Genomic DNA, 14,629 nt, shown 5'->3' with positions numbered 1-14,629 from the left:
GTATCCACCACAGGTTAACTGTAGGAGCGAGCCTGCTCGCGATGAGGCCAGCCCAAACACCAAAGATTTTGGATCAGAATTCCGGAGTCCAAGTCACCCCAAACAACCAGCTCCGACCTTCCTCCCGATACCCATACTGTCCACCCTCATGGCTATACAGCGCCCGGCTGTACCCCTTGTCCAGCAGGTTATCCACCTTCATCTCCAGCTTCACCTCCGGGGTCAACGCCCAACTGCCGCGCAACCCGAGCAGGGCATAGCCACCCAGGGCATTGCGGTTGTCTTCGTCGTCGTAGCTGCCGCTCACCGCTTGCCAGGTGGCGCCCAGGCCGAGGCGGTCGAATTGCCGGTCCAGGTCCAGGCTCAAAGTTCGCCGGGCGCGGCGGGCCAGAGTGTGGCCGCTGTCACGGTCCCGTGGGTCGATGATGGCCAGGCCCAGATTGCCCTGCCAGCCGAACACATCCTGCAGGTAGGCCATTTCAAAGCCGTTGATCCGCGCCGAGGCGACGTTCTGTGGGCGAGAGTCACGGCCAAAGATGATCGCGTCTTCCAGGTCGGTGCGGTACAGCGAGGTCTCCAGGCGGGCGCTGTCGCTCAGTTGGCTGCGCCATTGCAGCTCGTAGCCCTTGGCTTTCTCGGGTGTCAGGTCCGGGTTGCTGTAGTCCGGGTAATACAGATCGTTGAACGTCGGTGCGCGGAAGCTCTCGCTGTAGGTCAGCAACAGGTCGTTGTCCGGGTTGATCGGTAAGGTGAGGGTGCCGCTCCAACTGTTCTGGCCGCCAAATTGCTGGTTCTGGTCGCGACGCAGGCCCAGTTCGGTGGAGAACGTTTCGGCCTGGAAGCGGTGCTGGATGAACGCGGCACGGTTCCAGCGGCTGTCTTCGTCGAACGGCGTGCTGCTGTTGACCCGGTCCTGATACCAGTCGCCACCCACGATCAGGCTGTTGCGTTCGTCCAGGGTCACGTCGTTCTGCCAGGTCACGGAATCGCGGTAGGTGTTGAAGACTTCGCGGACGTCGCTGAGCTTGTCGAAGGTTTTTTCGCGGTTCTCGCTGTGGCCCAGTTCCAGGCGTGATGTCCAGGCGTCGTTGATTCGTCCGTCCACGTAGGTGCTGAAGCTGCTCACCGCGAACTCGCTGTAGGGTTGCTGGGGCAGGGATTCGAAGGTGGTCGGGTCGAAGCGGCCGAACGGGTTGTCGTATTCGCTCTTGCCACGGTTATCCAGCAGGTTCAGGCCGACTTCCAGGTCATCGCTGGGGGCATGACTCAGGCTCAGGCTGAAGGACTGGTTGCGGTTGGCATCGTCGTCGCGGTCGCTGGCGTAGGACTCGTGGGTTCGATTGCTCCCGGCACTGTCGTCGAGGCTGGCGCCGAGGTTGAAACGGGTCTGGTCGTCGCCGCCGGACAGGCCCAGGCTGCGCTCCCAGGTCTGGTGGTTGCCGACACCCACATGCAGGCGCGGTTGCAGGCCTCGCTCGCTGCCGCGCCGGGTGAAAATCTGGATCACCCCGCCCACCGCGTCGGCACCGTAGATCACCGAACGCGAACCGCGCAGCACTTCCACGCGCTCGATCTGGTTGATGTTCAGGCGCTGCAGGTTGCTGTCGCCGGAGGTGGCGTTGCCGATGCGCTGGCCGTCCACCAGCACCAGGCTTTGGGCCGATTTGGTGCCGCGGATGTAAATCCCTGGCAGGCTGCCGCGCCCACCCAGCGGCGCCACTTGCACGCCCGGCACGCGGCTGAGCAGGTCGGTGACACTGGCCGGTTGCAAGCGGTCGATGTCGTCGCGGGTGAACACGGTATTGGCGGCACTGCTGTCGTTGCGGGCCTCGACCTGGCGATTGGCGCTGATGACGATATCGGGCAGCTTCAGGGCCTGGTCGCGTTCGAAGGTGTCGGCCAGCAGGTGCGGGGTGGGTAACAGGGTGAGGGCTAGGGTGAGGCGGAGTTTCATGGGTGTTCCGTGATTTTGTGGTCCACACAAAAACCAATGTGGGAGCGAGCCTGCTCGCGATAGCGGTGGGTCAGTCAACATCATCGTCGACTGTTGCATTGCTATCGCGAGCAGGCTCGCTCCCACAAGGGTTCTATGCGGTCTGAGAACTACAGGCCCAGCAGTTGCAACCGCAGCCGCACCGCCGCTTCGATCCCCACCTCGTCCAGCCCGCATTCGGCCAGCATCTGCGCCGGCTTGGCATGTTCGACGTAGGTATCCGGCAGACCCAGGTGCAGCACGGACTTGAGGATGTTTTCCCGCGCCAGGAATTCGCTGATCGCCGCGCCGGCGCCGCCCATGATGGCGTTTTCCTCGACGGTTACCAGCAGGTCATGGCTGTCGGCCATTTCGCGCACCAAGGCTTCGTCCAGGGGTTTGACGAAACGCATGTCCACCACGGTGGCATCGAGTTTTTCGGCGACTTTCAGGGCTTCGGCCAGTTGCACGCCGAACACCAGCAAGGCGGTCTGCTTGCCCCAGCGTCGGATCACGCCCTTGCCGATCTCGATGGGCTCGAGGTCGGCCTCGATCGTCGCGTTCGGGCCAGTGCCACGCGGGTAGCGCACCGCCGCCGGGCCGTTGAACAGGTGGCCGGTGGTGAGCATCTTGCGCAGTTCGTTTTCATCGCTCGGGGTCATCACCAGCATGCCGGGAATGCAGCGCAGGAACGACAGGTCGAAGCTGCCAGCATGCGTCGGGCCGTCTTCGCCCACCAGGCCGGCACGGTCGATGGCGAACAGCACGTCGAGGTTCTGCACCGCAACATCATGAATCAACTGGTCGTAGCCACGTTGCAGAAAGGTCGAATAGATCGCCACCACCGGCTTGGCGCCTTCGCAGGCCATGCCGGCGGCGAGGGTCACGGCGTGCTGCTCGGCAATCGCCACGTCGAAATAGCGTTGTGGGTAACGTTCGCTGAACGCCACCAGGTCCGAGCCTTCCTTCATCGCCGGGGTGATGCCCACCAGGCGCGGGTCGGCGGCGGCCATGTCGCACAGCCATTGGCCGAACACACCGGAATACTTCGGTCCGCCGGCCTTTTTCGGCGCGGCGGCCGGGGCGTCCAGGGGTTCGAGCTTGGTGATGGCGTGGTAGCCGATCGGGTCGACTTCCGCCGGCGCGAAGCCTTTGCCTTTCTTGGTGACCACGTGCAGGAACTGCGGGCCCTTGAGATCGCGCATGTTGCGCAGGGTGGCGATCAGCGTGGGCAGGTCATGGCCGTCGATGGGGCCGATGTAGTTCCAGCCCAGTTCTTCGAACAGCGTGCCGGGGACCAGCATGCCCTTGGCATATTCTTCGGTACGGCGGGCGATTTCCCAGGCGCCGGGCAGGCGCGAGAGGACCTTCTTGCTGCCTTCGCGCATGCTGGCGTAGGTGCGGCTGGAAAGGATCTTCGCCAGGTAGTTGGACAAGCCACCGACATTGCGCGAGATCGACATGTCGTTGTCGTTGAGGATCACCAGCATGTTGGCGTCGACTTCCGGCGCGTGGTTCAGCGCCTCGAAGGCCATGCCCGCGGTCAGTGCACCGTCGCCAATCACGGCAATGGCCTTGCGCTCGCTGTTTTGCAGGCGGGCGGCAATCGCCATGCCCAAGGCGGCGCTGATGGACGTACTGGAGTGGCCGACGCCAAAGGTGTCGTATTCGCTCTCGGAGCGGCGTGGGAAGGCGGCGATGCCGTCCTTCTGGCGCAGCGTGCCCATGCGATCACGACGACCGGTGAGGATTTTATGCGGGTAGGCCTGGTGCCCGACGTCCCACACCAGCCGGTCGTCCGGGGTGTCGAACACGTAATGCAGCGCGATCGTCAGCTCGATGACGCCCAGGCCTGCGCCGAAGTGCCCACCGGTCTGGCCGACCGTGTAGAGCAATTCCAGGCGCAACTCATCGGCCAGGGTTTCCAGCTCGGCTTCACCCAGGCGACGCAGGCCGTCCGGCGTGTTGGCGCGGTCCAGCAGGGGCGTGGTCGGGCGCTTGCGGGGAATCTCTTGAAACGTCGTGGGCATCAGGCGAATCGTTATAGGTATAGAAAGAGGCGGCAGTTTACCTTATGCATCGCAAGCTGCCCACGCGTAGGCCGGAACTTGGCCGATACGCAATCTTAAGGGTTGACCCTGTATCAGCTGCGTCGTTCGACGATATAACGCGCCAAGTCGCGCAACGGCTCGGCCGCCGCGTCAAAGGGTCGCAGCGCGGCCAGGGCCTGGTCACGCAATTCCAAGGCATAGGCCTTGGCCGCGTCGAGGCCGAGCAGGGCCGGGTAGGTCGGCTTGTCCCGCGCGATGTCGGCGCCTTGGCGCTTGCCCAAGGTCTGGGTATCGCTTTCGACGTCGAGAATATCGTCCTGCACTTGAAATGCCAGGCCGATGGCCCGGGCATAGACCTGCAAGGCTTGCAACTGGGCGAGCGTGGCCCGACCGCTGGCCAGGGCGCCAAGTTTGACGCTGGCCTCGATCAAGGCGCCGGTCTTGTGCCGGTGCATGTATTCCAGGGCGTCCTGATCGAGCTTCAGACCCACCGAACCCAAGTCGATGGCCTGGCCGCCGACCATTCCGGCAGGGCCTGCCGCCAAGGCCAGGGCGCTGACCATGTCCAGGCGAACCTGCGCCGGGCAATCGCTCAAGGCCGGGTCCAGCAGCGCGCTGAAGGCCAGGCTCTGCAAGCCGTCGCCGGCCAGGATCGCGCAGGCTTCGTCGAATTGCTTGTGGGTGGTCGGCTGGCCGCGACGCAAGTCGTCATCGTCCATGGCCGGCAAATCGTCGTGCACCAGCGAATACGCGTGGATCAATTCCACCGCGCAGGCCGCGCCGTTGGCCTGTTCGGCCTGGCCGCCCAAGGCTTCGCACGCGGCGTAGGCCAGCAGCGGCCGTACACGTTTGCCGCCGTTCATCACGCTGTAGCGCATGGCTTCGTACAGGCGCGCCAGTTCCGGGCTCGGGGCGCTGAACAAGGTATCCAGTGCAGCATTGACCCGGGCCTGGCTGCTGGCCTGATAGGCGCCGATCATTCAGGTTGTTCCGCGTCGAAAGGCTCTTCGGTCAGCTCACCGTCGCGCTCGAGCAGCAATTGCACCTTCTGCTCGGCCTGGGCCAGCGCCGCCTGGCAGTCGCGAGTCAAGCCGATACCCTGCTCGAAGGCGGTCAGCGAGTCTTCCAGCGACAATTCGCCGTTCTCCAGCCGTTCGACCAGCGTTTGCAGGTCGGCCAGAGATTGTTCGAAATCCAGTGCAGCTTTTTTGCGGGCCATGGCGGCTATTCCGGTTGACTGTTAAACCGGCGCGACACTAGCAGACATGGGGTGTTCGGGCAAATCAGGGTGGGGTAAACGCCTGCCGTAATCCTTTGCTTTTGTGGCGAGGGAGCTTGCTCCCGCTCGAGCGCGCAGCGGTCGCAAATGCTTGGGGCCTGCTTCGCCCGAAGCGTCGGACCGGTCCAACGGGAGCAAGCTCCCTCGCCACAAGATGTCCCGTCGGCTTATCGGGTGTTCAGTCGGCTGGATAGTTGATTCGGTACCGGGTGCTGCGCCCGCCACCGGGCATCCGCTCCAGGCAGCCTTTTTCAAGCAGCTCCGCCAAGTGTCGCGTGGCTGTCGCCTTGGAGACCTTGGCCACGGCTTGATATTGAGCGGCGCTGATCCCCTGTTCGAAACCCTTTTCACCGCCATCAAGCAACCGGTTCAGCACCTTGGTCTGTTCAACTGTGAGAGCCGAAGCACGATGAAGCTGCCAGAACCGCGTCTTGCCCAGGACGCTTTCAATCTGCGTCATCGCTGTGTGCAGGCTGCGCAACAGCGTTTGCAGAAACCAGGTCAGCCAGGCGGTGATATCAAGCGTGGCCTTCTGGCTGTTTTCAAGGATTCGGTAATAACCGGCGCGGTCATCCAGGATGCTTACGGACATGGCGTAGAAGCGGATCGCCTGGGCCTCGCCCTGGGCCAATGCCAGGTCGGTCAGGGTGCGGGTCAGGCGACCATTGCCATCGTCGAATGGGTGCAGGGTGACAAACCAGAAATGAGCGATGCCGGCTCGCAGCAACGGGTCGAGATCGACCTGATGACGGCTGGCCTCGAACCAGTCGACAAACCGCTGCAACTGCTCTTCAAGACCCTGGCGCGGGGGGGCCTCGAAGTGAACGGTAGGTCGGTCCAGCCTGCCCGAGACCACTTGCATCGGTTCATCGCCGCGTAGCGTGCCGACGCGGGTCTGCCGATGAGCCAGATCGCTGGTTTGATCAGGAAAAAGCCACTCGTGCCAATCCAGCAAGCGCTCGACAGTCAGCGGCTGGTTGAAATGCCGGGTTGCGTCCAGCAACAGGTTCGCCAAGCCCTCGCTGCGTGGGCTGGCGGGATTATCGTCGACGGGCTCCAGGCCCAGTCGGCGAGCCAAGGACGAGCGCACCGAGCCGACATTCAATTGCTCTCCTTCGATGGCCGAGGAGGTCACGATATTTTGCAGCAAGGCATCCAGTTCGTTCTGGGCGCTGAGCGAAGCCGTGACCGCGCCCGTCATTCCGAGCAATTGACCTTGGGCCTGCACGCATTCTCGCAGCAGTGGTGCCAATGCTTCAGCTTGCCAGTGGAAGTCGGGCCAGTCGGGCCGTTGCCACATCCAATGAGGTGCCATGAGCCTGTCCAGAGATGAATGAGCCGAATAATAGCGCTATTCGGCTCATTTCGTGAGCCGAATAAATCCTCTATTCGGCTCACGCCCCTCTCAGTACGTGATTTCCCACACAGAATCGCGTGTTCCCCGATTGTGAAAAATCCGTCAAATGGCTACTCTTCGCGCCATCTACGGCCCCCTTGCGACGGGGCCTTCAGACGAAACCCGAATAATCACAAGCAGCGCCCGGGAAGGGTGCCGGGTTGCGTCGTGCATGGCAGGAGGCATACGTGCGTTTTCTTTCTTTATTGATCGTGTTGCTCGGCGCGCCGTTGGCGTGGGCTGCGCCTTCGGCTGAAATGTCGGAGCCGGTCGGGGGCTGGCGCTACAGCGGCTTGCTCGATCGCACGGAAAACCCGCAAGTCGCCTACCCCACACCGCCGATCGACCGGGGCGTGCAGCGCAACCGCACGATGATCGAGGGCCGGATCAAAGACATGGGCACGGCTCGCCAACCCCATAGCCTGGCGGTCAACGGCAATCCACTGAATCTCTACACCGACGACGAGGGGCGTTTCGCCCGGCCGTATGCGTTTGGCGCCGGTTCCAACAGCGTCGAGGTGCGCAGCTCCGAAGGCCAGTCCCTCAAGCGCGTGCAATTCTATGAAGCCAACAACCTGCGGACCCCGGCGCAGATCCGCGTGGTGCTGGGCTGGGACGACCCCAAGGCCGAACTCGACCTGCATATCGTCACACCCGACGGCCAACATGCGTACTTCGGCCAGCCGGCGCTGAGCAACGGTGGCGGCCTCGACCCGGATGGCGTCGACGGCCCCGGCCCTGAAATGTTCACCATGACTGCGCCGATGCACGGCACCTACCTGGTCTACGTGAACTATTGGGGCAACTACGGCAGCGGCGGCTACAACTTCGATGAGGCCAGCAACCAGAACGAGGTGATCACCTCGCAGATCAACCTGGTGCTCAACGAAAACACCGTCGATGAAAAACGCGAGACCTTTGTCGTGCCGCTGCGCGCCATTGGCGATCTGTTGCTGGTCAAGACTTTCAACTACTAAGTATCCGCTCCACGGATGAACAGGCCCTTGTGAATATGAGCGACAACACTGCTTCCCCGACCACGCCGACACCTGTCGCCAAACCTGTGCGCCGCTGGCCGGCGATACTGATCGGGCTGTGCCTGGTCGCCGGTGTGGCCGCCGGGCTGGGCTGGTTCATCAACAAGCCCAAGGCGCCGCCCATGGAGTTGGCGTTGGAAAAGCTTGGCGTGAGCCGTCCCGACGGCTTGCTCGAGGCCCATTCCCTGAGCCAGTTGCCCAAGGACCTGTTGGCGGTGCCGTTCCTCAAGGCCACGCTCACCGAGGACTTCGTCTTCTATTACGAGGCTCATGCCGACCGCCTCGGGTTGATCGGCAGCCTGCGCCGGATCGTCTACGAGCATGACCTCAAGCTGCAGGACAGCCTGATCGAAGAACTCTTCGACCAGCCGGCCGATGTCGCGCTGTGGCGCGGGGCGGACGGTCGGCTCAAGGATTTTCTGTTGGTGATGGATCGCGGCGGCCTGGCCAAGGTCCTGGAACCGTTGGCGAAAGTCGCACTGGATGATACGCAACTGAGCAAGCTCAGCGACCTGAAGGTCGGCGGTGACGACGTCGCGCTCTACCAGCTCAGCTACAACGCCAGCAAATCCCTGGCCTTTGCCTCCCATGGCGACAAACTGGTCGTGCTGTCCAACCCGACCAAACTGTACGACCCGGCCAGCGGGTCGGCGGTTGAGCCGGGCAGCGTTTCGACGACCGCCCTGGCCGCCTTGCTCAACGGCGACAAACTGTTCCCCGAAGCTTTCGGCCTGCCGCCCAAGGCGCCTGAGGTCAAGCAACGCATCTCGGTCAACGCCAGCGTGCTCGCCATGGGCTACCAGCGGTTCATTCCGAACTTCGCCGGCTTGCGTTTCGACATGGACGACAAGGGCTGGCACAGCTTCCTGGCGATGGACGAGCTGGAAAACCAGCCGGACTTTGACTTCAAGCCGATCTGGCAAGCCATGCCCATGGGCGCCAGTGCCTGCGTGGCCTTGCCGCTGGCCGCCGAGCAACAGAAACCGTTGCTGGTAAAACTCGGCGCCGACGAAAAAGCCGCCCAGGCTATGGTCGACCATGTGGCCGGTGCCGCCGGCCTGTGCTGGTACGCCGATTCGCGCCTGTATACGCCGCTGTTGGTGGCGAGCCTGAATGAAGACGATGGCAAGCTCGACGCCGACCTGGGCAACCTGTTCGGTTCGATGGTGGGCGCCTATGAAAACAACGTCGCCGAACATGCCTTTCCGGTGGTCGAGAAGCAACAAGGTTCGACGCACCAGTGGCTGCGTCAGGTCAGCTCCAACTTCGGGCCTTACCCGGCCAAGGAAGCCGAGCAGCCCGAAGCGATCACCGGCAAGGCGTTCCTACGGGTCAGCCTGGCGCGCCATGGTTCGACCTTGCTGTTTTCCCTCGATGACAAGTTGGTGGACAAGGCCCTCGGCACCCTCGACAAACGCTTCCCGCCCATGGCCGACGTGGTACCCAAGGACCTGCTGATGCCGGTCTACTTCGGCCCCGATTCCATGGCGCAACTGATGCAGCGTGAAACCCTCGACAGCTTGCCTCAGGACATGGAACCGGTGTTCTACAACGCCGCGCAAACCTACCTGATTCCGAAACTGCGCACCCTCGGTGGCTACGGCAAATATGCCCTGACCTTGCCGGAAGGCAGCGAGCCGGATGGCCATTGGCAATGGCTGCCGCTGGAATGGAAAGCGCTGTGACCGCACGGATCCGCAACCCGGCGTTGACGCTGCTGCTGGCGCTGCTGCTCGGCGGACCTGCGCATGCCATCGAGGCGCCGGCGCTGGATGTGCAGCAATCCCAGGTCTTTCGCGCCTGGTTCGTGCGCATCGCCCAGGAGCAGTTGACCAAAGGCCCGAGCCCGCGCTGGTACCAGCAGGACTGCGCCGGGCTGGTGCGTTTCGCCGCCAACGAGGCGCTCAAGGTCCACGATGAAAAATGGCTGCGCAGCAATGGCCTGTCCAATCGCTACCTGCCGCCGGAACTGCCCCTCAGCGATGCGCAACGGCGCCTCGCCCAGCAATGGCAGCAGGGCGGCGGCAAGGTCGGGCCCTACGTCAACGCGATCAAGCTGATCCAGTTCAACAGTCGCCTGGTGGGCCGCGATGTCGCCCAGGCCCGTCCTGGCGACCTGATGTTCTTCGATCAGGGCGATGACCAGCACCTGATGATCTGGATGGGCCGCTACATCGCCTATCACACCGGCACCACAACCCCTACCGACAACGGCATGCGCTCCGCAAGCCTGCAACAACTCATGAACTGGAAGGACACCCGATGGATACCCGACGCAGCCAACCCCAACTTCATCGGCGTCTATCGACTCAACTTTCTCTCCCAATGACCGGTGCCCGCATGCTGCGCTTGTGTTCAAAATTGCCCCTGCTGTTTGCCCTGTTGCTGGCACCTGTCGTGAATGCCGAAGACACGGTGGAGCCCAGCGGCTACACGCCGGTGTCCGGTGAAAGCTTCTTCCTGCTGGCCGACAGCAGCTTCGCCAGCGACGAGCAGGCCATGGTCCGCCTCGAAGCGCCGGGCCGCGACTACCGTCGGTACCGCATGGAACCCTACGGTGGTGCCGATATCCGTGTTTATCGCATCGACAAGCCGCTGGACTTCCTCAAGCGCCAGAAGAACCTGCACCGCGTGGTCAGTGACGGCCAGTTCAAGGGCGAAGGCCTGTCCAATACCCTCGCGTACCTGTGGGACAACTGGTACCGCAAGTCGCGTCGAGTGATGCAGCGGGCGTTCTCCTACGAATCGCGCCAGCAAGTCACCGAGGAAGTGCCGGAACTGAGGATCGGCGACGCCCTGGTCGCGCCGACGCCGTACGAGGCACCGGCCCAATTCGCCTTGATCCCGGGTTTGCCAGTGGTCAGCCAGTTCCGTTATCCACTGTGGCAGGCCAAACCGATCCAGCCGCCGGCCGGGGTCAATCTGGCCGGTTCGTCCAGTGAGTTTGTCAGCGTCGCCCCGGGCAACGTCTATGTGCCGCTGGGCCAGTTGAAGCCAGGCCTGTATCTGGTGGAAGCGCTGATTGGCAAATATCGCGCGACGACCATGGTCTTCGTCTCCAACACCGTGGCCGTGAGCAAGATTGCCGGCGACGAATTGCTGGTCTGGGCCGCACGCAAGCATGAAGGGCGCTCGGTGCCCAAGGTCAATGTACTGTGGACTGACGGCCTGGGCGTGATGAGCAGCGGTGCCACCGATGAAGATGGCTTGCTGCGCCTCAAGCACGTCAGCCCGGAGCGTTCGTTCGTCATCGGTGAAGACGAGGAGGGCGGCGTATTCGTCTCGGAAAACTTCTATTACGACAGCGAAATCTACGACACCAAGCTCTATGCCTTCACCGACCGGCCGCTGTACCGGCCGGGGGATTGGGTGTCGCTGAAAATCGTCGGTCGCGAGTTCAAGAACGCCCGTGACTCGGTGCAGCCGACCGCCGCCGACGTCAATGTCAGCGTGCTCGACGCCACCGGCACCGCGCTGCAAACCCTGGCCCTGAAGCTCGATTCCAAGGCCGGTACACAAGGTCGTTTCCAACTGCCGGAAAACGCCGTGGCCGGTGGTTATGAACTGCGCTTCAGCTACAAGGACCAGCTCTACAGCAGCGCCTTTCGCGTAGCCGAATACATCAAGCCGCATTTCGAGATCGCCCTGAACCTGGCCAAGCAGGATTACCGCACCGGCGAGCCGGTCAAGGGCAATCTCGTGCTGCTCTACCCCGACGGCAAGCCGGTGGTGAATGCCAAGGTCAGCCTGAGCCTGCGCGCCCAGCAATTGTCGATGGTCGATAACGAGCTGCAATACCTGGGGCAATTCCCGGTGGAGCTGACCAGCAGCGAAGTGACCACCGATGCCAAGGGCAACGCGACACTCGACCTGCCGGCCGCCGACAAGCCGAGTCGCTATACGCTCACCGTGTTCGCCAGCGATGGCGCGGCGTATCGGGTCAAGACCACCAAGGAAATCCTCATCGACCGTGGCGCGGCGAATTTCCGCCTGAGCGCCCCCCAGCGGTTCAGCGCCGCCGGCCAGAAAGTGTCGTTCAGCTACGCCAACGAAGGCGGCAACGAACAAGCCAAAGCCGTGACGCCAGGCAGCTATGCCTGGGTGCGCCTGGAAGACCAGAGCACCGGCGAAGGCAAGCTGGCGGCCAAGGACAAGGGCTTCAGCCTGACCTTCGACCGCCCCGGCACCTACAACCTGACGCTCAAGGACGACCACGGCCGGGTCATTGGCGCCGCCGCCCATGCGGTGACCGGTGAAGGCATCAAGGCTGTGCCGGGCACGGTCGAGATCGTCTTCGACAAGCCTGAATACAAGACCGGTGACGAAGCGCTGGCGCTGATCACCTTCCCCGAACCGGTCAGCGATGCGCTGCTGTCGCTTGAGCGGGACAAGGTCGAGGCCACGGCGCTGCTGTCCAAGGGTGGCGACTGGCTGAAGATGGAAAAGCTCAGCGACACCCAGTACCGCGCGCGCATTGCCGTGAAGGATAACTTTGCGCCCAACCTGACCTTCTCGGTGCTGTACACCAAGGGCGGCCAGTACAGCTTCCAGAACGCCGGCATCAAGGTGATCACGCCGCAGATCGACGTGGCCGTCGTCACCGACAAAGCCACCTACCGCCCTGGCGATACGGTGACCGTGGACCTGAGCACCCAGTTCGCTGGCAAGGCGATTCCGGCGCACCTGACCGTCAGCGTGGTCGATGAGATGGTCTATGCGCTGCAACCGGAAGTGGCGCCGACCATCGACCAGTTCTTCTATCACCCGCGTCGCAACAACGTGCGCACCAGCGCCAGCCTGTCGTTCATCAGCTACGACGTGGCGTTGCCAGGCAGCCCCGGCGCGCCGGGCAAGGCCAACCGTAGCGAGCGTGGCGTGAAGGTGCTGGAGCGGCCGCGGCGTGAAGACGTCGACACCGCTGCCTGGCAGCCAGAGTTGGTCACCGACGCCAACGGCAAGGTCCGCTTCACCTTCAAGATGCCGGACTCGCTGACGCGCTGGCGCATCACCGCCAAGGCCATTGCCGACGACGGCCAAGTGGGCCAGAAGAAACAATTCATCGCCTCGGAAAAACCGTTGTACCTGAAGTGGAGCGGCCCGACCCGCTTCCGCACGGGCGACAAGCCGCAACTGGGCCTGTTCGCCTTCAGCCAATCGGAAAAACCATTGAAGGCCGAGCTGCTGATCCGTTACGCCGGCACCGAACAGCGCGTGGTGGCGGACCTGAAGAACGGCATCAACTACGTGGCGCTGCCGGCCCTGGAATTGAGCAACGGCGACTTGACCGTACAGTTGCAATTGAACGGCGAAACCCAGGACGCCCTGGCCATGCACTTGAACGCCAGCGGCAACGGTTGGCAAGTCACCCAGAGCCAGCGCCTTGACGTAGCCAGCGGCGACACCCCGCTGACCCTGCCGGCCGACGCCAGCGATATTCGCCTGCGCCTGGATGACAGCCCGCAAGCGTTGTTCCGGTCGGCCCTGGACGACCTGCTGAGTTACCCCTACGGTGGCGTCGAGCAGACCGCCAGTCGTCTGTTGCCGTTGAGCATTGCCTATCCGACCCTGGCGTCGAACCCGCAGATCCGCGACCGCTTGCGGTTGATCATGCAAAACAGCCGCTTGCGCCTGGTGCAGATGGCCGGACCGTCGGCGAGCTTCACCTGGTGGGGCCAGGACGGTGAGCCGGATGCCTTCCTTACCGCCTATGCCTATTACGCCGACTGGCACGCCAGCAAGGCCTTGGACCTGAGCCTGCCGCCGGAACACTGGCAGCGGGTGCTGGAGGTCTATGCCAAGCAGGCCGGTGATACGCCGCTGCTGCAACGTGCGCTGATCCTGTCGTTCGCCAAGCAGATGCAATTGCCGGTGAACACCTTGCTCAGTGGCTTGATGGATGATCTGGCGAAAGCCAGTGAAGACAGCACCGAGAGCGTACTGGACAGCGGCGAGGACAGCCTGGTCATGTACGCGCCGGATTCGGCCCTTGGCCTGGCCAGCGCCCGTGTCCTGACCGCGTCCCTGGCGAAACAGGCCAAAGTGCCGTTGCCGGCGGCCTTCAGCCGTCAAGCCGAGGCGGCGCAGCAGCAACTGGAGCTCAGCTCGCAACCGTTCGTAGAGGCTCTGGTGTTGTCGTTGCAGAGCTTCGATCAGGCTCGCGCCACTGCATTGCTGGAGCGTGTACTGCCGCAACAGTCCACCTTGGAACGGGCCCTGGCCCTGACCTGGTTGCAGCGCAGCATCGAACAGGCGGCGCCGGCCGTGGCGCTGGCGCCGGGCGAAGGTTGGGCGGCCAAGCAGGGTGCGACTGGTGAGACCTACTGGCAGTGGCAGGGCACGCAGCTTCCAACGATGCTGACCCTGACCGGTGCCGAGGAGCGTCCACTGCAAGCGGCACTGAGCTTCCAGAGCCAGCAAGCGCCGGTGGCTCCGATGGCCGTGTCGATCACCCGGCGCCTGTCGCGCCTGGTGCCGGGCGACGAGGCCTTCACCTTCAAGCTCGAAGCCGTGGGCAACAAACCGTTGTCCAGCGACAGCCTCTACCTGGATGAGGTGATCATCAACAGCAAGGCCCCGACGCCACTGCGCTACGGCATGCTTGAAGTGCCGCTGCCGCCGGGCGCCGATGTGGAACGCACCACGTGGGGCATCCAGTTGCTGGGCAAAGCCGACAGCGAACCAACGTCCCTGGAAAAGGCCCGTTTCGAGCCCGGCCAGATGGCCTACGCGGTACCGCTGGACGCCCTCAGTGGCGAGCTGCGCCTGCGGCACCTGGTGCGCTTCTCCCAAAAAGGCCAGTTCAACTTGCCGCCGGTGCGCTTCACCCAGGTCTACGCGCCACAGAATCAGGCTCGCGAACAGAAACCGGCGCTCGGTCAGATCACGGTCAACTGA

The 14,629-nt window shown here is 63.3% G+C and carries 9 protein-coding genes; 4 read left to right on the top strand and 5 right to left on the bottom strand.

The genetic code is table 11. The annotated features are described in order from the left end of the window. Positions 1 to 73 precede the first annotated feature (73 nt). From AD659_RS24560 to AD659_RS24540, 5 genes are all read right to left on the bottom strand, one after another. The gene (locus tag AD659_RS24560) at positions 74 to 1,954 is read right to left on the bottom strand and encodes a TonB-dependent receptor domain-containing protein (RefSeq protein WP_053125796.1); all 1,881 of its coding nucleotides are present in this window, start codon (positions 1,952 to 1,954) and stop codon (positions 74 to 76) included. 149 nt (positions 1,955 to 2,103) lie between these two features. Beyond that, positions 2,104 to 4,002, bottom strand: a complete 1,899-nt coding sequence (dxs, locus tag AD659_RS24555) for a 1-deoxy-D-xylulose-5-phosphate synthase (RefSeq protein WP_053125794.1) — start codon at positions 4,000 to 4,002, stop codon at positions 2,104 to 2,106. 113 nt (positions 4,003 to 4,115) lie between these two features. Continuing rightward, a complete protein-coding gene (ispA, locus tag AD659_RS24550) occupies positions 4,116 to 5,003 on the bottom strand; it encodes a (2E,6E)-farnesyl diphosphate synthase (RefSeq protein ID WP_053125792.1) in 888 nt (295 codons plus the stop codon). Next, complete coding sequence (locus tag AD659_RS24545) at positions 5,000 to 5,242, bottom strand: exodeoxyribonuclease VII small subunit (RefSeq protein ID WP_003185917.1); 243 nt, start codon at positions 5,240 to 5,242, stop codon at positions 5,000 to 5,002. The genes ispA and AD659_RS24545 overlap by 4 nt, the downstream gene beginning before the upstream one ends. Positions 5,243 to 5,480: 238 nt before the next feature. Then, the gene (locus AD659_RS24540; protein WP_053125790.1) at positions 5,481 to 6,617 is read right to left on the bottom strand and encodes a Fic family protein; all 1,137 of its coding nucleotides are present in this window, start codon (positions 6,615 to 6,617) and stop codon (positions 5,481 to 5,483) included. 269 nt (positions 6,618 to 6,886) lie between these two features. Between AD659_RS24540 and AD659_RS24535 the strand changes: the two genes are divergently transcribed. From AD659_RS24535 to AD659_RS24520, 4 genes are read left to right on the top strand one after another with little or no spacing between them, the layout of a single operon-like run. Beyond that, positions 6,887 to 7,675 carry a YfaP family protein gene (locus AD659_RS24535; RefSeq protein ID WP_053125788.1) on the top strand — a complete coding sequence of 263 codons (789 nt, stop codon included), beginning with the start codon at positions 6,887 to 6,889 and terminating at the stop codon, positions 7,673 to 7,675. Positions 7,676 to 7,710: 35 nt separating this feature from the next. Then, on the top strand, positions 7,711 to 9,420 hold the full coding sequence (locus tag AD659_RS24530; protein WP_053125786.1) for a DUF2138 domain-containing protein: 1,710 nt from the start codon (positions 7,711 to 7,713) through the stop codon (positions 9,418 to 9,420). After that, positions 9,405 to 10,064 carry a DUF1175 domain-containing protein gene (locus tag AD659_RS24525; RefSeq protein ID WP_053125784.1) on the top strand — a complete coding sequence of 220 codons (660 nt, stop codon included), beginning with the start codon at positions 9,405 to 9,407 and terminating at the stop codon, positions 10,062 to 10,064. The genes AD659_RS24530 and AD659_RS24525 overlap by 16 nt, the downstream gene beginning before the upstream one ends. Further along, positions 10,061 to 14,629, top strand: a complete 4,569-nt coding sequence (locus AD659_RS24520; protein WP_082343610.1) for an alpha-2-macroglobulin family protein — start codon at positions 10,061 to 10,063, stop codon at positions 14,627 to 14,629. The genes AD659_RS24525 and AD659_RS24520 overlap by 4 nt, the downstream gene beginning before the upstream one ends.

It is taken from the genome of Pseudomonas thivervalensis (genome assembly GCF_001269655.1).
Classification (GTDB): Bacteria; Pseudomonadota; Gammaproteobacteria; order Pseudomonadales; family Pseudomonadaceae; genus Aquipseudomonas; species Aquipseudomonas thivervalensis.
The sequence above is the reverse complement of the archived record's forward strand: the minus strand, read 5'-3'. Positions and strand labels throughout refer to the sequence as shown.